General features: G+C 38.1%; 18 protein-coding genes and 1 riboswitch. Of the genes, 14 read left to right on the top strand and 4 right to left on the bottom strand.

The window, feature by feature from the left end:
• Positions 1 to 72: 72 nt before the first annotated feature.
• The 3 genes from ACFQU5_RS04325 to ACFQU5_RS04315 form a co-directional block, all read right to left on the bottom strand.
• Entirely contained in the window at positions 73 to 1,413 is a 1,341-nt protein-coding gene (locus ACFQU5_RS04325; RefSeq protein WP_390285110.1) for an amino acid permease, read from the bottom strand.
• A gap of 405 nt (positions 1,414 to 1,818) precedes the next feature.
• Positions 1,819 to 1,896, bottom strand: a riboswitch (glycine riboswitch).
• A gap of 236 nt (positions 1,897 to 2,132) precedes the next feature.
• A complete protein-coding gene (locus ACFQU5_RS04320) occupies positions 2,133 to 2,639 on the bottom strand; it encodes a VanZ family protein (RefSeq protein WP_390285108.1) in 507 nt (168 codons plus the stop codon).
• Positions 2,636 to 3,535 carry an aldo/keto reductase gene (locus ACFQU5_RS04315; protein ID WP_390285106.1) on the bottom strand — a complete coding sequence of 300 codons (900 nt, stop codon included), beginning with the start codon at positions 3,533 to 3,535 and terminating at the stop codon, positions 2,636 to 2,638. The genes ACFQU5_RS04320 and ACFQU5_RS04315 overlap by 4 nt, the downstream gene beginning before the upstream one ends.
• 81 nt (positions 3,536 to 3,616) lie before the next feature.
• On the opposite strand from ACFQU5_RS04315, the gene ACFQU5_RS04310 reads away from it, so the two are divergent.
• From ACFQU5_RS04310 to ACFQU5_RS04255, 12 genes are all read left to right on the top strand, one after another.
• On the top strand, positions 3,617 to 4,156 hold the full coding sequence (locus ACFQU5_RS04310) for an NUDIX hydrolase (RefSeq protein WP_390285104.1): 540 nt from the start codon (positions 3,617 to 3,619) through the stop codon (positions 4,154 to 4,156).
• Positions 4,157 to 4,276: 120 nt separating this feature from the next.
• On the top strand, positions 4,277 to 4,795 hold the full coding sequence (locus tag ACFQU5_RS04305; protein WP_390285101.1) for a hypothetical protein: 519 nt from the start codon (positions 4,277 to 4,279) through the stop codon (positions 4,793 to 4,795).
• A 156-nt stretch (positions 4,796 to 4,951) separates the two neighbouring features.
• Complete coding sequence (gene fur, locus ACFQU5_RS04300) at positions 4,952 to 5,404, top strand: ferric iron uptake transcriptional regulator (protein ID WP_390285098.1); 453 nt, start codon at positions 4,952 to 4,954, stop codon at positions 5,402 to 5,404.
• Between the two features lie 210 nt (positions 5,405 to 5,614).
• On the top strand, positions 5,615 to 6,517 hold the full coding sequence (gene xerD, locus ACFQU5_RS04295; RefSeq protein ID WP_390285095.1) for a site-specific tyrosine recombinase XerD: 903 nt from the start codon (positions 5,615 to 5,617) through the stop codon (positions 6,515 to 6,517).
• A gap of 286 nt (positions 6,518 to 6,803) precedes the next feature.
• Complete coding sequence (deoB, locus tag ACFQU5_RS04290; RefSeq protein ID WP_390285093.1) at positions 6,804 to 7,982, top strand: phosphopentomutase; 1,179 nt, start codon at positions 6,804 to 6,806, stop codon at positions 7,980 to 7,982.
• Positions 7,983 to 7,994: 12 nt separating this feature from the next.
• The gene (locus ACFQU5_RS04285; protein ID WP_390285091.1) at positions 7,995 to 9,299 is read left to right on the top strand and encodes a pyrimidine-nucleoside phosphorylase; all 1,305 of its coding nucleotides are present in this window, start codon (positions 7,995 to 7,997) and stop codon (positions 9,297 to 9,299) included.
• Positions 9,300 to 10,520: 1,221 nt separating this feature from the next.
• Positions 10,521 to 10,874: an STAS domain-containing protein gene (locus ACFQU5_RS04280; protein WP_390285088.1), complete on the top strand. Its 354-nt coding sequence runs from the start codon at positions 10,521 to 10,523 to the stop codon at positions 10,872 to 10,874.
• The gene (gene spoIIAB, locus ACFQU5_RS04275; RefSeq protein ID WP_390285085.1) at positions 10,867 to 11,310 is read left to right on the top strand and encodes an anti-sigma F factor; all 444 of its coding nucleotides are present in this window, start codon (positions 10,867 to 10,869) and stop codon (positions 11,308 to 11,310) included. Before ACFQU5_RS04280 ends, spoIIAB begins: the two co-directional genes overlap by 8 nt.
• 131 nt (positions 11,311 to 11,441) lie before the next feature.
• A complete protein-coding gene (locus ACFQU5_RS04270) occupies positions 11,442 to 12,233 on the top strand; it encodes a SigF/SigG family RNA polymerase sporulation sigma factor (RefSeq protein ID WP_390285083.1) in 792 nt (263 codons plus the stop codon).
• The gene (locus ACFQU5_RS04265) at positions 12,230 to 13,690 is read left to right on the top strand and encodes a spore germination protein (protein WP_390285081.1); all 1,461 of its coding nucleotides are present in this window, start codon (positions 12,230 to 12,232) and stop codon (positions 13,688 to 13,690) included. The genes ACFQU5_RS04270 and ACFQU5_RS04265 overlap by 4 nt, the downstream gene beginning before the upstream one ends.
• Before the next feature lie 108 nt (positions 13,691 to 13,798).
• Complete coding sequence (lysA, locus tag ACFQU5_RS04260) at positions 13,799 to 15,115, top strand: diaminopimelate decarboxylase (RefSeq protein WP_390285078.1); 1,317 nt, start codon at positions 13,799 to 13,801, stop codon at positions 15,113 to 15,115.
• A gap of 222 nt (positions 15,116 to 15,337) precedes the next feature.
• Positions 15,338 to 15,709 (top strand): GNAT family N-acetyltransferase, encoded by a 372-nt coding sequence (locus ACFQU5_RS04255; protein ID WP_390285076.1) that lies wholly within the window; start codon positions 15,338 to 15,340, stop codon positions 15,707 to 15,709.
• Positions 15,710 to 15,941: 232 nt separating this feature from the next.
• Here ACFQU5_RS04255 and ACFQU5_RS04250 read toward each other — a convergent pair whose 3' ends face one another.
• The gene (locus ACFQU5_RS04250) at positions 15,942 to 16,466 is read right to left on the bottom strand and encodes a DUF309 domain-containing protein (protein WP_390285074.1); all 525 of its coding nucleotides are present in this window, start codon (positions 16,464 to 16,466) and stop codon (positions 15,942 to 15,944) included.
• Positions 16,467 to 16,568: 102 nt separating this feature from the next.
• Between ACFQU5_RS04250 and ACFQU5_RS04245 the strand changes: the two genes are divergently transcribed.
• A complete protein-coding gene (locus ACFQU5_RS04245) occupies positions 16,569 to 17,342 on the top strand; it encodes a segregation/condensation protein A (RefSeq protein ID WP_390285072.1) in 774 nt (257 codons plus the stop codon).
• The gene (scpB, locus tag ACFQU5_RS04240; RefSeq protein ID WP_390285070.1) at positions 17,317 to 17,907 is read left to right on the top strand and encodes an SMC-Scp complex subunit ScpB; all 591 of its coding nucleotides are present in this window, start codon (positions 17,317 to 17,319) and stop codon (positions 17,905 to 17,907) included. Before ACFQU5_RS04245 ends, scpB begins: the two co-directional genes overlap by 26 nt.
• The last annotated feature ends 95 nt before the right edge of the window (positions 17,908 to 18,002 follow it).

Raw genomic sequence — 18,002 nt, 5'->3', positions numbered from 1 at the left:
CTGAACTATATTTAAGAAGAAAAAGACAATAGCCAAGCTCGAAAATTCAAGTTTGGCTATTGTCTATAAACTCTATTTAATCCTTTTCATTACATAAGTAAAAATCAACAAGATGAACCAAATTGGTGTTAGCAATAAAGCGGAGCGCGTTTCTTCCGAAATAAAAATAATAACAAGAATAGCTGCAAACAGCGCTAACACTACATAGTTGATAAATGGTGTTAAAGGTGCTTTGAAAGTTGATCGCTTATGCAGATTTGGGCGATATTTTTTATAACGAATATGGGAGATTAAAATAATGCTCCACACCCAAATGAAACAAATGGCGCTAATTGTCGTAACGATACTGAATGCGGAGTCCGGAATCGCATAGCTTAGCAATGCCCCAATCGAGACAACGATGGAAGAAACAAAAAGAGCGTTTGACGGAACTGCATTTTTATTTAATTTCCCTAATAATTTTGCACCTTGCTTGTTTTTACTTAAGTTGAACATAATCCGACTTGTCGAAAATAATCCGCTATTTCCAGCAGAAGCTGCAGAAGTTAATACAACAAAGTTAATAATTCCAGCTGCCACAGGAATACCAACAAGTGCAAAGACTTGTACAAATGGACTGTTTTCTGCACTTAAAACCGTCCAAGGATTAATACATAGAATGACGAATAAAGCACCAACGTAAAACAGTAGAATGCGTACAGGTATTTTATTGATGGCAGATGGGATGTTCTTTCTTGGGTTTGCAGTTTCTGCAGCTGTTACTCCAACTAATTCAACCCCTACAAAGGAAAAGACAACCAACTGGAAGGAAAATAAAAATCCTGAGACGCCATTCGGGAAGAGACCGCCATGTTCCCACAAATTTTTTACAGACACAACGCCTGTCTTAGTTTCAAATCCAATCACTAATAGAACAATACCAATGATGATAAGTGCGATAATGGTGATGATTTTAATGATGGCAAACCAAAATTCTAACTCACCAAAGAGTTTGACCGTTAATAAATTTAAACCTAGTAAAAGGACTAAGCACGCTATAGCTGGCATCCATTGAGGAATGTCAAACCAATACCGTACATAGAGTCCAACAGCTATAATGTCGGCCATGGCAGTCATAATCCAGCAGAACCAATAAGTCCAGCCTGTTACATAGCCCGCCCAAGGACCCACATAATCTGTTGCAAAATCAGTAAAAGATTGATAACCAGAGTTTGAGAGCAGCAATTCTCCTAGAGCCCGCATGACGAAAAAGACTGCCGTTCCGATAATCAAATAAACAAAAAGTATGGATGGTCCTGCTTTTTCAATCGCTGCTCCAGATCCTAAAAATAGTCCAGTACCAATCGTTCCACCGATGGCAATTAATTGAACGTGCCGATTTTTTAAATCTCTTTTTAATTCTCGATGTTCCATTTGTATGCCCCCTGATTGTAAGCGGCCAGCTTTTGTTTTTTTATTGGAAGGGGATTTGTGGCTATAAACTAGTATAGTGTTGACTCTTTTTAGTTTATTCCCGTCAGACTAGTTAAAAATCTCGACATGATTTTCAATATCCACGGTCAGAATTTAATAGTCCCGACACTTCAACTGTATCCGTCAAATCTAGCAGATCACTGTCAATCCTTTCATTGATTTGTTAAATTCTGTCCAAATACCACCAAATCCAATTTCATAAAACCTGGTATAATCGCTGGAAATAAAAAAATGAGATAGGAAGCATTCCCATCTCATGACATAAAAAATAACAAAAATAAAATATCGAAAAAACATTATTCCTTCTGATTGAATATCAAAAAAAGAATAAATCTGTTTCTACATTGTTACTTTTCTGTCCTTTTGCCTGAGATTGTGAACCCTTCGGCGTCGCAAAAATGCGAACTCTCCAGAAATTGCTCCTGCTATAGTCATCCCATAGCAATCACCGCTATAAAATTTTTAAACGATTTCACATAGATGCAAAACGTTCTCATCAGCTTTTATTTGAAACTTTCGTTTGCTAAATGACTGATAAGTGTCATTATATCAAAAAAATGAAATGGGTCCAGGGTTTTTAAAAAAATAATAGTTAAGAAGAATAGCAAGGTAACGTGGCCATCAAAAAAAGAGAATATAACGTCGAAATGCTACATTCTCTAATCGCTTGCTCTATTAGGTTTGTACGTTGGATTTTTTATTTTCTGATAGAGAGTAACCCAAAGCTTAAAGAGTATGATGAACGTAACTGCCCCTGCTGTATCAAGGATGACATCGTCAAAAATACCAGTTCTCCCTGCCACAAAGCTTTGTCGAAATTCATCTAGTGAAGCCACTATAAAAGTTGTGAGAATGGCATAAATGACTGAAAATTTCATTTTGAATTTGCGATACATTAAATAAAACAGTATGGAGATAAATCCATAACCAACGAAATGCAATCCTTTTCGTACAAGAAACTCAATGAAATAGTAATATCCCCGAGTTTCGACTGAGATGGTTTGTCCCCAATAAGTTACTTCAATTTTGCTTAGTAAATGATAGAAAGGTTGACTGTCCAATTTTTCCTGTAAAGTAGGCACTATGGTTTGCTGTTGGTAGGTCATACTGGAAACACAAAACAATAAAATTAAAACTGCAATAATTAATACAATATATTTTTTCATCGATGCTCAGAATAAATATCCTTCTTTGTAATCTGTTGAATTGGTGAAAAGTCGTGAATGGATCGTGATTTTTCATATGCTTTAATGTTTTCTATCAGTTGTTGTTGTGAACTAGCTCCAATTACAGTTGAAGCAACCACTGGATGGCTGAGGTTATAAGCTAAACTCAGGGCATGGATGTCTTCATACTCATTTTGCAGCTCGGTGAGTGCTTTTGTTAATTCTTCTTTTGAGTAAGTTAAGTAGCCGTTTGAATTCTCGGCTCGTCTTGGCCATTCATTTGTTAATAAACCTTTAGCAATCGAACCTCGAGTGACAATAGAGGCATTCGATTCCGCAATATCATCAAACCATTCCTCGGGGCGGCGATCAAGCAGGCTATATTGCATCATATTCGAGACTGCATTACTTTGCTGTAAAAAGGACGTAAATACATTCGGGCGAATTGAAGAAATGCCGTACTGTCGAATATATCCTTCCTTTTTCAGACGTTCAAAGGTTTCAATAATGTCATCCCAAGGGTCGTCAATTGTCCCGCCATGTAATTGATAGACATCGATATAGTCTGTTTTCAATCGTTTTAAGCTCATCTTTAGTGCATTCTCAATGTGGGAAGGCGATGGATCCCAATGCCAGCCATCTTCACCCGGATTCCAGCGGTTTCCCACTTTCGTTGCAATTATCACGTCTTGGCGATGAGGTTTCAGCAACTCCCCAACGAGTTCTTCATTAATTCCTTTATCATAAAGGTCTGCTGTATCAAAATAATTCACCCCAGCATGAAGGGCTGTTTCAACAATTGGCTTTGCATCAGTTAAGGAGGTAGGAAGAGACATACAGCCTAAACTGATTTCTGAAATTTCAATTTCGCTATTTCCAAGTTTTCTTTTTTTCATTTTAGAACCTCTTTCCTTCAAACGAATTCCTCACTAATGGTACAATGAAAATAATAAATACGACAAGTGGGGGCATTTGAAATGAAGAAATTTGAGGAAAAGTCACTACGCTCTAATTCAATCTATAAAGGAAAAGTGATTTCGTTAAAGGTTGATGATGTACTATTACCGAATGGAAATGAGTCGAAAAGGGAAATTGTGAACCACCCAGGGGCTGTTGCCATCATTGCCATCACAGCAGAAGGCAAGCTAGTTCTAGTTGAGCAATACCGAAAGGCACTTGAGAGATCAATCATTGAGATTCCAGCTGGCAAATTAGAGCCAGGTGAGAAGCCTGAACATACTGCAAGACGTGAATTAGAGGAAGAAACAGGCTATGGATGTCATGAGCTGGAGTATTTACAATCTTTCGCAACCTCGCCTGGTTTTGCGGATGAAGTGATTCATTTGTTTGTTGCACAAGATTTATATAAAATAGAAGAAAAAGCAGATCTCGATGAGGATGAATTTGTAGAACTATTGGAAGTGACTATAGAAGAGGCTGAAGAAATGGTAAAAGAGCAAAGGATTTTCGATGCAAAAACTGCATTTGCAGTACTCTGGATGAAAGCAAACCAGTAAGAGTATAGTATAAAAGTTTAGTATAAAAATATGATAGATTTTTACGAAAAATCGGAACTAGTTTAAGAGTATTATTGATAGAGAACGAGCATAAGCTGTATCAACGAAAGGAGAATGCTTATGTTTCGTTCGATCTTATTTATCCAATATGCTATTATTCTAGCGATTAGCTTTGTCAGTGGCGTGATTTGTTTTCAAGTTTTTCCATTGGACAAGTCTATGAAATTAATAGGTTATATTGATCCAAGAGTGCTGGATGTAACAGATATTTCGATTTGGGGAACGGTACTGCCGCTTATTGCTTGGATGGTTTTAGTGTTATTTTTTGCAACGCATCCTTATTTACATGTCTTGGCAAAATTTGTTGTTGGTGTGAAGATTACTTTCTTTGGCTTTAGTTCTGTATTTCTTTTAACACAACAAGAATCTTTGCTTATATATAGTGTCTGGTGGTTTCCGTTTCAATTAATCTATTGTTTCCTGCTCTTTATGCTATGTTCTGTCTACTCTGCCAAAAAGGTTGGTCCAAATAAGAAATACGTCTTTTCACAAAGATTGTTTGTAACCCTTTTGATTGCATTATCCGTTATTTGTGTGGGTGAAATTGTGTCAATTACATATTTGCTCCCTCGCCTATAACTTGTACTTTAGCCCAAATCTTGGCAGTTTCACATAGAAAAGTGGGAAAAAATGTACGAAAATGCTCGTTTAGTTCGTTTCGCTTAATAATTCATCCCTCTCTTGTAATAGCTTTTACTCATTTGTTATAATAGAATGAGTTTAGGAGGGCGTCGTATGGAAAGCCGTATTGATCGTATAAAAAAGCAATTGCATAGTGCTGGCTATAAACTGACGCCACAGCGTGAAGCGACAGTTGCAGTGCTATTAGAACATGAAGAAGACCATTTAAGTGCTGAAGATGTCTACTTACTAGTAAAAGATAAAGCACCAGAAATCGGACTGGCAACAGTTTATCGAACTTTAGAATTATTAACTGAGTTGAAAATTGTCGATAAAATTAATTTTGGCGATGGCGTTTCCCGTTATGACCTTCGACAAGAAGGGGCAAAACACTTCCATCATCACCTTGTCTGTATTGAATGTGGAGCAGTAGATGAAATTCAAGAGGATTTGCTTGAAGATGTGGAAGGTATTGTCGAAAAACGATGGAACTTTATAATCAAGGACCACCGTCTAACATTCCATGGTATATGCCACAGATGTCATGATAAACAAGAAGAGCAATGATTAAAGGATGTACAATTCGTAGCAATAAGCGAATGTACATCCTTTTAATTTTTAGTGCAATTTAAGTGCCAGGCACCCAAACAATTTTGAAAATTTCCGGTGCCAGGCACACAAATAATTCTGACTTTTCCGCAGTCCGGTTAGGCGAATGATTGCTTGTGCACTATTCCAAAAATAACTATAGTTAGAATGGAAGGATAGGTGATTTCCATGAAAGACGCAAAAGAAGCGATATTAGATTATCTTCATTTTCTACAAGTTGAAAGACAATTATCAACGAACACATTATCATCTTATCGGCGTGATCTAGAGGGCTACATCGATTATTTACATAAAGAATTAGCTTTACCATCATTAAAAGAAGTTGAACGGACACATATCTTACTGCGTTTAGAAGCATTGCGGAATCAAGGGATTTCTGCTAGAACAATTGCACGACATATTTCCTCGATTCGATCATTCCACCAATTTTTATTGCGTGAGAAACTAGCAGATATCGATCCGACGATCCATTTGGAGATGCCTCAAATCGAACAAAAGCTTCCAAAGATATTATCAATTGAAGAGATTGAACTGTTAATTGGAGCCCCAAATCTTAGTAAGCCACAGGGAGTGAGAGATGTGGCAATGCTGGAGCTGCTGTATGGAACAGGAATGCGGATCAGTGAACTCATCGGCTTGAATCTTGAGGATGTTCACTTAACAATGGGATTCGTCCGTGTCTTCGGGAAAGGTGGGAAAGAGCGGATCATTCCACTTGGAAAAGGTGCAATTCAAGCAATTGATGATTATTTGCAAAATGCCCGAAAAGAATTACAAGGAACCTACCCTAAAACAGAAGCTTTTTTTATTAACCAGCGAGGAAAACGTTTAACGCGTCAAGGTTGTTGGAAATTATTAAAAGAGCATGCAACAAAAGCGGATATAAAGAAAGAAATCACGCCACATACTTTACGGCATAGCTTTGCAACGCATTTAATCGAAAATGGTGCAGACTTAAGAGCCGTACAAGAGATGCTTGGGCATGCAGATATTTCTACTACTCAAATCTATACGCATATCGGTAAAACAAGACTTTCTGAAGTTTATAAGCAATTTCATCCAAGAGCTTGATTGGCAGCCAAAGCATTCGCGTTCTCACTGGCGAAGTGGGCTTTGCCAAATTGAATAAAAAGATATGAAAATATATTTGTAAGATGTCTGACCTTTGTTTAATATATAGAGTGTGGAATTAACTTCTATAGATTAATATTCAAATGAATCTTAAGCATTCCGTGCAAATCGGTGCGAAAAAGCTTTATGAGACTAACACGTGTTGAGCTGAACTTATAGGGTAATAATGAGAAGGCGAGATACTGCCCAGGCACGATTCGGTTAGTTGAAAGAGGAGGACTTATTTATGAAACCGTTTAAAAAAATACATGTGGTTGTAATGGACTCAGTTGGGATCGGTGAAGCCCCTGATGCTCATAAATTTGGAGATCAAGGAGCAGATACGCTTGGTCATATCGCTGAAGAAATGAAAGGGCTAACAATGCCAAATATGGGGGCATTAGGACTTTCGAATATTCGTGAATTAAAGGGCATTGAAAAAGCAGCTCAACCTATGGGCTACTTTGGCATGATGCAAGAAGCTTCCGTAGGGAAAGACACAATGACTGGGCATTGGGAGATTATGGGGTTGAATATCGACCAACCATTTAAAGTTTACCCTGAGGGATTCCCTGCTGAACTAATCCGGAAATTGGAAGAAAAAACTGGCCGCAAAGTAATCGGGAATATCCCGGCAAGTGGGACGGGTATTATTGATGAATTAGGACCGGAGCATATGGAAACAGGTGCAATTATCGTTTACACTTCAGCCGACCCTGTTCTTCAAATTGCCGCACATGAAGAGATTGTTCCATTAGAAGAGCTTTATAAAATTTGTGAAATTGCACGTGAACTTACACTGGAGCCTGAATTTTTAGTAGGTCGTGTCATTGCTCGTCCTTTCGTTGGGACACCAGGCAACTTTACACGTACATCAAATCGTCATGACTATGCACTGAAACCTTTTGGTCGTACAACGATGAATGAATTGCAGGATGCGAAACTTGATGTGGTTGCCATCGGGAAAATTTCAGATATTTTCAATGGTGAAGGTGTAACGGAAAGTATCCGTACGAAAGATAACACGGATGGAATGGATAAATTTGCAGAAGTTGTACGCCGCGATTTCCAGGGCATCAGCTTTTTAAATCTTGTTGATTTTGATGCAAACTTCGGACACCGACGTGATCCATTAGGATACGGGGAAGCTTTGGAAGAGTTCGACCGCCGCTTGCCTGAAGTATTGGATGCTTTAACAGAAGATGATTTATTGGTAATTACTGCGGACCATGGCAATGATCCTACCTTCCCAGGGACAGATCATACACGTGAGTATGTGCCATTACTTGTTTATTCAAGAAGATTTGAAATGGCGAGCGAACTGCCATTGCGTAAAACTTTTGCAGATATTGCCGCTACAATTGCAGAAAACTTTAAAGTCGAAGCACCACAATTTGGCACAAGTTTCTTATCACACTTAAAGTAGGGGGACGTTCACATGAGAATGGTCGATATTATTGAAAAAAAACGTAACGGCGAAGAGTTGACAACTACAGAAATTCGTTACTTTGTTCAAGGGTATACAGAAGGTTCGATTCCGGATTACCAAGTAAGCAGCCTGATGATGGCGATTTATTTCCAAGATATGAATGATCGAGAACGAGCTGATTTAACAATGGCAATGGTTGAATCCGGCGATCAAATTGATTTATCGGGAATTGAAGGTATAAAAGTCGATAAGCACTCAACTGGCGGTGTAGGGGATACGACTACACTCTCATTGGCTGCGATGGTTGCAGCATGTGGTGTACCAGTTGCCAAAATGAGTGGACGCGGCTTGGGTCATACTGGTGGAACGATCGATAAACTGGAGGCAATTCAAGGTTTCCATGTTGAATTAACAACAGAACAATTTATGAAACAGGTAAATGACATCGGTACGGCTGTAATCGGACAAAGTGGGAATCTAACGCCAGCGGATAAAAAACTATATGCATTACGTGATGTAACTGGAACAGTACCAAGTATTCCATTAATCGCAAGCTCGATTATGTCGAAAAAAATCGCCGCTGGTGCAGATGCAATTGTACTAGACGTTAAAACGGGCGATGGTGCATTTATGAAAACCACTGAAGAGGCCGAAAGTTTGGCTCATGCGATGGTTCAAATCGGAAATAATGTTGGCCGCAATACGATGGCCATTATCTCCGATATGAGTCAACCGCTTGGTTTTGCCATCGGGAATGCCCTTGAGGTAAAAGAAGCAATCGATACATTGAAGGGTCAAGGTCCGGAAGATTTAATGGAATTATGTTATACGCTAGGCTCTCAAATGGTCGTGTTGGGAGGCAAAGCAAGAACAATTGAAGAAGCACGAAAACAGCTTCAAGAAGTGATTGCGAACGGTCAAGCACTGGAAGTATTTAAGAAGTTCATTGTCGCTCAAGGTGGAGACGCATCGGTTGTAGAAAATCCTGCCTTACTGCCTCAAGCAAAATATCAAATTGAATTACCAGCGCTGGAGTCAGGATTTGTTGCAAAAATCGAAGCTGATGATGTAGGGGTAGCGGCGATGCTTCTAGGAGCAGGTCGTGCAACGAAAGAATCTACAATTGATTTATCAGTTGGTCTTGTCCTTCAGAAAAAAGTGGGCGATCAAGTTGAAGAGGGCGAATCTCTTGTTACGATTCACACCAATTCCGAAGATATTACAGAAGTAAAAGAAAAATTATATCAACATATCGTGATCTCAAAAGAAAAAGTAGAAGCACCAACGTTAATTAAACAAGTCATTACAAATTAACAGTTAGTTGGGTTGCTCTTGAAATAAAGCTAGCAGCATAAGTATTTGCTGCTAGCTTTTTTTTTTTGAAGTTTTTGTCTGTTTAGATGAAGTGCGAATGAATCACCTTGTTCAAGGCGCCGAAAAGTTGAATTGAAGACAACAATATAAGAGGGTGTTAACAAAAATGTTTACAAGGCTGGCAGAGATAGAACTAAAATGACATAGCGCAAGGCAGTAGAAGCAAAACTGTCACAATAACTGGGCTAAAAGGACAAAACAGAAGGGAGTAGGAGTATAACTGGCACAATACTAGAGCTAACAAGACAAAACAGAAAAAAGTTGTAGTAAAACTGGCACAATAACTGAGCTTACAGGATAAAACAAAAGGGAGTAGAAGCGCAACTGTCCCAAATGAGGGGTACAGTCGTAATGAAAATTTTCTTAAACACCCCGCCCATATGAACCAGCATCATCAAGCGTATGAGGTGCTTCTCTATCCGCCATAGTCTACCAAAGTGCATAACAGCCAGTATGAAGAACTACTCGAGTAATCCCCCCCAGAAACTTCATCTAATAACCATATGAAGTACTTTTCATGCCAAACCAGCCTCCTACAAAGTTCACCCTTAAAATCAACAAAATTCTTCCACTAAATTGAATAATTCCCCAGCAACTTGTCCAGAATTGTATTTATGTGATTTTAACCTTATCTATAGAAGAAAACGTATAATCATAACGTTTCCTTAGTAAAAAACAAAGCCTGACTACACAAAAAAAATACCATAATTCCTGGCTGTGACAAAAGTTGGTTTTGCAGCCATATTTTACGTTTAAATAGCTACTTATTTACCCATACTTAATATTGGTAAAGCAATTTTTTTAGCAAATCAAAAAGTCTCTAACTTTTCATTTTGCACTAAAGCTATTATGGCTTATCACTGTTGAACCAGCAGATTAGCCAGATTGCAAATTTTACTGACTACTTACTTGCAACATTTTTAACTCCACCGAAAGCTTGCGAAAGATATACCTCCATCTACATCTATAACAACTGATAATAATAAAGACCGAGAGAACACCTGGTGAGAAAGAAACAAATCGAATAAAGGTCGCAAACTGCTTATCGATTTTGTCGTATTTTCTCTAGTTTCAGCGAAATTCTTCTAGTCTTGTCAGCAAAGAAGGATATGACAAGGAAATGTGGAATTTAGGAATCTTAAGAGGAGGCGAATTAACAAAATGAACTACGAAATTAATATGCACTTAAACGATATAGCAGTCATCAGACTCTTCGGAGAACTGGATCACCACGAAACTGAAAAAATTCGCACGCATATTTCAAAAACGATTTTACAAGGAAATTTGAGTACGATTATTTGGAACCTAGAAAGATTGAACTTTATGGATAGCTCTGGAATAGGGTTAATATTAGGGCGTATGCGGGAGCTGAATGCGGTTAATGGACAAACCATCATTTTAAACCCATCTAATACAATGAAAAAAATCTTTCAATTTTCAGGTTTAGCTTCTTTCATGATGGAGGGTACAGAAGCAGATGCAATTTTACACGCAAGGGGGATTGTGAATGGATAACGAAATGACGCTTTCATTTGTAGCAAATAGTGAAAATGAAAGTCTGGCGAGAATAGCAATTACTAGTTTTGTTGCTCAACTTGACCCAACCATTGACGAGCTTTCGGAATTTAAAACAATCGTTTCAGAAGCTGTATCCAATGCAATTATTCATGGGTATGACGAAGATGGAAAAGGAATCGTTACTGTTCATGCAGTGCGAGATGGAGATTTAGTTTCTGTCGCCGTGAAAGATAACGGTAAAGGAATCTTTGATGTGAAAAAAGCGATGGAGCCACTATTTACATCAAAGGCTGAAATGGAACGTTCTGGCATGGGCTTTACCATTATGGAAAGTTTTGCAGACAATCTACAAGTTGAATCAGAACCGAATGTAGGGACTGTGATCACGTTTTCAAAAAAATTTTATTCAGTAAAGATGCCTCAGATCTCATAGAGTAGCTTTTAATCTCATTAAATAGTCGTCACTTAAATGGTGTATAACAGCTTACATGAGTTTTAACGATGCAATGAACAATCAATTTTATGTGGACGCAAATACGGAGGTATTTGATAGATGTTAGGGGGATGAGGACAATCGAACAGCCGTCCAATAATGTTTTGTTGACACAAGAGGAAATGCGCGGGCTAATTGAAAAGGCGCAGACGGGTGATGTTGAAGCTAGAAAACAAATGATTGAAGGCAATACACGGCTCGTATGGTCGATTGTTCAACGCTTTGCTTCGCGGGGAGTAGAGCTTGAAGATTTATTTCAAATTGGCTGTATCGGATTGATGAAATCCGTCGACAAATTTGATTTATCCTATGACGTGAAATTTTCTACCTATGCTGTTCCGATGATTATTGGCGAAATCCAACGATTTTTACGCGATGATGGCATGGTGAAAGTAAGTAGGTCGATACGCGAGTTAAACTATAAAATTCGTCATGCAACAGATGAATTTTTAAAAACAAATGAAAAACCTCCTTCCATTTCGGAACTTGCTGAAATATTAGGTGTAACCCAGGACGAAGTACTGGTCGCAACGGATGCAATGCGTGACCCGGCTTCTTTACATGAACAGCTGTTTGAAAGTGAAGGCGACTCCATCACATTGATGGATCAGATGAAAGATGAAAAGTCGGAGCTCCCTTTCCAATATATTCCGTTGAAGGAAGTTCTGACGAAGCTTGATAAGCGAGAACAGGCCATTATTTATTTAAGGTATTACTTAGATTTAACTCAAACCGATATTGCAGAAAGGTTAGGGATATCACAAGTTCAAGTTTCGCGTTTAGAAAAGAAGATTTTGGCGCAACTTAAATCTTGGATGGAAACCAATTCATCACGAACTACTAAAAAGACGGTGAGTAAATGAGTAATCAAGTTTTTGCATCAATTGATGAAGCAAAAGACTTTTTGTACAGTAAATTTGGAAAAGACGTATCCTTTGATGTATGTATCAAGGATCTTCATGTCAGAACCTTGCCTATCCTTTGTGTTTATATAAGTGGACTTGTTGATGCAGCTACACTTACGGTTCAACTGACGCCTCTCTTCACTCATACTTTTGATAATGAAAAGCATGAGATTGCGATTGAAGATGAGGCGCAATATTTTGATGACCATTTTAATTTTTATGGGAAATCTGAACCGAAAGACAAAGATGAATTTATTCTAGGTGTACTCAGTGGACAAGTCGGCATTTTAACGGCACATGGTTTTGGCTATTTATTGGAGTTAAGGAATTATCCTGGTCGTCAGCCTGAAGAACCAGAAAATGAAAAAGTAATTCGAGGTTCACGTGATGGATTTGCAGAAAATATTATGTTAAACACTGCTTTAATCCGTCGAAGAATACGTGATCCTCAATTACGATTCGAGCTTCATAAAGTTTCCACTCTTGGTCAAACTGATGTGGCGATTTCTTATATGAAGGATATCGTAAATCCCAAGCATTTAGAATGGTTGCATAAAAGGCTGAAGGAAATAAAACATGACGGACTCACTATGTCGGATAAATCCCTGGAGGAATGGCTGTTTAAACAGAAGTTCCATCCGTTGCCATTTGTTCGCTATTCTGAAAGACCCGATATCGTTGCAGCACACTTACTTGAAGGTCATATTGCACTTGTCGTGGACACTTCTCCTTCAGTTATAATTATGCCGGTTTCAATGTTCCATTTATTGCAGCACGCTGAAGAATATCGTCAATCACCGCTTATTGGTACAACCTTTCGCTTCTTAAGATATTTTGCAGCATTTTTCAGTCTGACATTGTTGCCCATTTGGTATTTACTAGCCACTAATGAACAATATTTGCCTGCAGGTCTGGACTTTATAGGGGCAAAAGAGAAATCTGAAATCCCGTTATATTTACAAATCATCATTGCTCATTTAGGACTGGAATATCTGCGAATAGCAGCTATCCATACACCCACACCACTATCGACCGCCATGGGGTTGGTTGCCGGGATTATTATCGGGCAAATCGCAATTGACGTAGGATTATTCTCTCCGGAAGTTGTCCTCTATTCTGCTGTAACAGCGATTTTCTCATTTTCTATTCCTACCCCCGAGCTAAGTACCGCAGTTAAATATTTCCAATTCTTTATATTGCTTGCGACCGTAGCAGCGGGACCAAGTGGGTTCTTTATATCAATATGGATAATTTTCTCCTACTTGTGTTCATTAAAGCCTATGACTGTACCGTACATGTGGCCATTTGTACCTTTCTTCCCTAAAGCATTTAGTCGTATATTTATTCGTTTCCCGATGGCGGATGATGCGCTTAGACCTTATATTGTCGGCGCGAAGCAACGAAAACGTGCATAAAAGTGCCGTTGCGTTAAAATTCTACCTATGATAAAGTTCATCATAAGGTATTACAAAAGCGGAAATGGGGATATAAACCCTTTTTCGCATGCAACGGAGGAGAGTATAATGCATTTATATGGGACACAAAAAGTGAATGAAAACGGTCATTTAACGATTGGTGGAGTTGATACGACAGTGCTTGCAGAAGAGTATGGCACTCCACTTTTCGTTTATGATTTACAATTGATCAGAGAGCGTGCCCGTGGATTTATTGAAACATTCCACCAATTAGGGGTAAAAGCCGAAGTAGCCTATGCTTCAAAAGCATTTTCATGTATTGCCATTTATCAACTAGCCAAAGAAGAAAATCTTTCATTAGATGTTGTTTCTGGCGGAGAACTATATACTGCTATCCAAGCTGGTTTCCCATCAGAAAGAATTCATTTTCATGGGAATAATAAATCCTCTTTTGAATTGGAACTTGCCTTTGATTCAAATGTGGGCTGTATTGTTGTTGATAATTTCTATGAGATTGAACTATTAAAAGAGATTTCTGAGCGAAAGCAACAATCAATGCGTATCTTGCTTCGTGTAACACCTGGGGTAGAAGCACATACACATGACTTCATCACTACAGGGCAAGCAGATTCGAAATTTGGATTTGATTTGAATAATGGACAAGCTGATGAGGCATTTCTAAAAGTAAAAGACCATGAGTACCTGAATGTCTTAGGTTTACATTGTCATATAGGCTCTCAAATCTTCGAGACAGATGGTTTTAGCTTAGCTGCCGAAAAGCTAATGAACAAAATTAGTGCGTGGAAAAAGCAATTTGATTTCAATTGTACAGTGTTAAATTTAGGCGGCGGATTCGGAATTCGATATACAGAAGAGGACACACCCCTGGAACCTCAAGATTATGTGAAAGAGATGATCGAAACAGTTCAAACTTTTGCGAGTAAGTTAAACTTATCGATGCCTGAGATTTGGATTGAACCAGGACGTTCACTCGTTGGCGATGCTGGTACATCTCTTTACACAGTTGGTTCACACAAGACTGTTCCGAATATTCGCGAGTACATAGCAGTGGATGGTGGTATGAGTGATAACATCCGACCAGCACTTTATGATGCAAAATATGAGGCGGTTATCGCAAATAAAGCAAATGAAGAAAAATCGCATACTTATACTGTAGCAGGTAAACTTTGTGAGTCTGGTGATAAATTGATTGTTGATGCATTGTTGCAACGTACAGAACCTGGTGATCTTTTAGCCATTTTCTGCACAGGTGCCTATGGGTATTCCATGGCGTCAAATTATAATCGTATCCCTAGACCGGCAGTAGTTTTTGTAGAAGAAGGGCAACATCAATTGGCAATCCATCGAGAAAGCTACGAAAATATTATTCAAAACGATCTTGCGCTATCTCTAAAAAGAGGGTGAGTTCGTTTATGAAAATATCAAAATGGTGGCTTCTTGGATTGCTAATTGTGGCAAGTATTATTTGGGCATTGATTTATATTTTTCTCATTATTCCAAATGTCTCGATTGATTAAAAGAAATATGGATTTTTGGTAGTAAATGGTAATATAGTTGCTTCCTTTCTTCAAATCATGTAGTATATTTAAAGATGTTGTACTGATAGAAAACGAGGGAATGTTATTCATGTTAATGCGCTATAAAAAATCTTTTGAAAAAATAGCAATGGGTTTGCTTTCGTTCATGCCTTCCGAGAAGGACGTAAAGCATTTAATGGAAACAATTCATTCATATGAAGAAAAAAACAATTGGCATTTATTTTTATGGAAAAAAGATGAAGAATATATTGGCATTGTTGGAGTAATTGAAGAGGATTCGGTTGCAACTGTCCAACATATCACTGTTGTTCCTTCTTATAGAGGAGAAGGTATAGCGATTACGATGCTGAAAGAATTACTAAATACAGGGCAATTCAAAAAGTTAAATGCAAGTGCGTATACGAAACCTTTTATAGAAAAATGTTTACCAATAGTAGAAGAGGCGGACGACTCTAAGTAACGTCTGCCTCTTTTTCTTTTTACATAATAGGACTTTTCTTATTGCCAGACTGTTGACAAACGCTCGCATGCAGCAACGGTTGCCTAGTACGGCCAATCATGAACGATTTGTTCAAAACGGGTATTCACTTGGCTTCTCGCATTGTCTGGGAAGTGTTTTCAAGTCAGTCTGGGTATATTTCTTTTTTGAGAAACACCTAAAAACCGTAAAACATTTCTAAATGCTTTTGATCCTATGGTTTCTTGTTCAGTCTTTCTTGCGACAATGCAAGTTTTCGATTGTTGCGTGCTTCAAGAATATCTGAGCGATCGCGTAGCATATGTTTATGAAGGAGGTAGTCTTTTGGTAATGAAGGAAGCTCTTCGATTTTCTTATTTACTAGGGAAGCGAGTTTTTCATTCTTCAATTCGAGCAAAAATGCTTTGAACGGTTCACCTTTCTCGATAGCCTTCATGCTGATTTCGCAGTTTTTACATAATTCATCAAATGCAATAAAATCAAAAAACGGTGATGATTGATTCATAGTAAAATTCTTATACGCCTTATTTAATATTTTCATAGCACCAATAAAATTGTTTCGCCGCCAATGATACATGCCCGTTGCAAGTTGGACATATCCTACCAGAGGGTGAGCTTTTTCGCCAGGAGCTCTACTTTTCCAATATTCCTCAAGAACTTCATGACATTCAAAATAATCTTGATTGCCGTTAAAATATGTACAAAAATCTACATATAATGGATGAAATAATGGATGCATAACAATCCTCTTTCCTTATTGCTAAAATTTGATTTAAAATACTTAAGGTACACATACTCTTAATATATAAAAGAAAACGAACAAACGTCAGGTGGTTGACACATGTATGAAGTAAAATTAGAAGCCTTTACAGGACCTCTTGATTTATTATTGCACTTAATTCATCGTTTGGAAATTGATATATATGATATACCAATGGCCGAACTTACTGCACAATATATCGATCATATCCATGCAATGAAAGAAGTAGAGTTAAACGAAGCAAGTGAGTATCTAGTAATGGCTGCAACGCTCCTTGCGATTAAAAGTCGTATGCTTCTCCCTATTCATGAGGGTGAAATGGAAGATGCTGAATTTGAAGTAGATGGTCCTGATCCTCGTGAAGAGCTCGTAACAAAATTAATCGAATATAAAAAGTATAAAGAAGCAGCCGTGGAGTTTAAGGAGCTTGAAGAAAATCGTGCCCAAGTCTTTACACGACCTCCTAGTGATCTATCAGGCTATGTTCCCGATGAACAGCTTGCTCTTTTTGATTTGAATGTCAATGTATACGATATGTTAAGTGCATTTCAGAAGCTGCTTCGTCGTAAACAGTTAAAAAAACCGTTATCAACTAGAGTGGCAAGACAGGAAATTTCGGTTAAAGACCAAATGATTGCAGTTATTGATTCTTTAAAACTTAATGGTGGTAAATCTAATTTCTCCGACCTTTTTCCATATGAAGATAAATCTACAATTATTGTAACTTTTTTATCGCTACTCGAGCTAATGAAACGACATGTCGTTTTTGTAGAGCAAAGAAATAACTTCGAAGACTTAACAGTGACTTTACAAAAGGAGGCTACCTACGATGAACTTGAACAGTTTGATGGGTAAAATAGAGGCATTACTCTTCGTAGTAGGGGATGACGGCTTGACAGCAAAACAACTTTCTCAATTATTAGAAGTAGAAATGATGGAAATTGAGGCTGCTTTAAGTGAGCTGGAAACATACTACAGCGAAGCAGAAGAACGTGGTTTAGCATTAAAAACGTTGGCTGGTACATACCAACTGACAACGAAACCGGATTTTGCAGAGACAATTAAAAAACTGGTGGAAAATCCAAATAGCCAGGTCCTAACTACTGCATCACTGGAAGTATTGGCAATCATTGCGTACAAGCAACCGATTACACGAACCGAAATTGAAGATTTACGGGGCGTGAAAAGTGAGAGACCTATTCAAACACTTGTTTCACGTGCACTTGTACAAGAAGTCGGGAGAGCAGAAGGAACCGGGCGTGCAATTCTATATGGAACAACGAAGGAATTTCTAAATTATTTTGGTCTAAAAGATTTAAATGAACTTCCGCCATTACCTGAAGGAAGTACGGTGGATGAAGAAGAAGAAACAGATTTATTTATGACAAAGTTCCAAGAAGCGTTCAATTCCCAAGAATAACAACTCATTTATCAAATGTCTCAAATATTTGAGATGTCTTGATGAAAATTGCATTGATTTTAAAAAAGGAGTGGCTTGTTGAAAAAAGTTGCAAA

This window comes from Ureibacillus sp. GCM10028918 (assembly GCF_042666115.1).
In the GTDB taxonomy this organism is placed as follows: domain Bacteria; phylum Bacillota; class Bacilli; order Bacillales_A; family Planococcaceae; genus Ureibacillus.
This window is presented reverse-complemented; position numbering and strand designations above follow the sequence as displayed.

Bases quoted from the DNA above. Each gene is read 5' to 3' on its own strand.
- ACFQU5_RS04325 (WP_390285110.1), bottom strand. From the start codon at position 1,413: ATGGAACATCGAGAATTAAAAAGAGATTTAAAAAATCGGCACGTTCAA.
- ACFQU5_RS04320 (WP_390285108.1), bottom strand. From the start codon at position 2,639: ATGAAAAAATATATTGTATTAATTATTGCAGTTTTAATTTTATTGTTT.
- ACFQU5_RS04315 (WP_390285106.1), bottom strand. From the start codon at position 3,535: ATGAAAAAAAGAAAACTTGGAAATAGCGAAATTGAAATTTCAGAAATC.
- ACFQU5_RS04310 (WP_390285104.1), top strand. From the start codon at position 3,617: ATGAAGAAATTTGAGGAAAAGTCACTACGCTCTAATTCAATCTATAAA.
- ACFQU5_RS04305 (WP_390285101.1), top strand. From the start codon at position 4,277: ATGTTTCGTTCGATCTTATTTATCCAATATGCTATTATTCTAGCGATT.
- fur (WP_390285098.1), top strand. From the start codon at position 4,952: ATGGAAAGCCGTATTGATCGTATAAAAAAGCAATTGCATAGTGCTGGC.
- xerD (WP_390285095.1), top strand. From the start codon at position 5,615: ATGAAAGACGCAAAAGAAGCGATATTAGATTATCTTCATTTTCTACAA.
- deoB (WP_390285093.1), top strand. From the start codon at position 6,804: ATGAAACCGTTTAAAAAAATACATGTGGTTGTAATGGACTCAGTTGGG.
- ACFQU5_RS04285 (WP_390285091.1), top strand. From the start codon at position 7,995: ATGAGAATGGTCGATATTATTGAAAAAAAACGTAACGGCGAAGAGTTG.
- ACFQU5_RS04280 (WP_390285088.1), top strand. From the start codon at position 10,521: ATGAACTACGAAATTAATATGCACTTAAACGATATAGCAGTCATCAGA.
- spoIIAB (WP_390285085.1), top strand. From the start codon at position 10,867: ATGGATAACGAAATGACGCTTTCATTTGTAGCAAATAGTGAAAATGAA.
- ACFQU5_RS04270 (WP_390285083.1), top strand. From the start codon at position 11,442: ATGAGGACAATCGAACAGCCGTCCAATAATGTTTTGTTGACACAAGAG.
- ACFQU5_RS04265 (WP_390285081.1), top strand. From the start codon at position 12,230: ATGAGTAATCAAGTTTTTGCATCAATTGATGAAGCAAAAGACTTTTTG.
- lysA (WP_390285078.1), top strand. From the start codon at position 13,799: ATGCATTTATATGGGACACAAAAAGTGAATGAAAACGGTCATTTAACG.
- ACFQU5_RS04255 (WP_390285076.1), top strand. From the start codon at position 15,338: ATGTTAATGCGCTATAAAAAATCTTTTGAAAAAATAGCAATGGGTTTG.
- ACFQU5_RS04250 (WP_390285074.1), bottom strand. From the start codon at position 16,466: ATGCATCCATTATTTCATCCATTATATGTAGATTTTTGTACATATTTT.
- ACFQU5_RS04245 (WP_390285072.1), top strand. From the start codon at position 16,569: ATGTATGAAGTAAAATTAGAAGCCTTTACAGGACCTCTTGATTTATTA.
- scpB (WP_390285070.1), top strand. From the start codon at position 17,317: ATGAACTTGAACAGTTTGATGGGTAAAATAGAGGCATTACTCTTCGTA.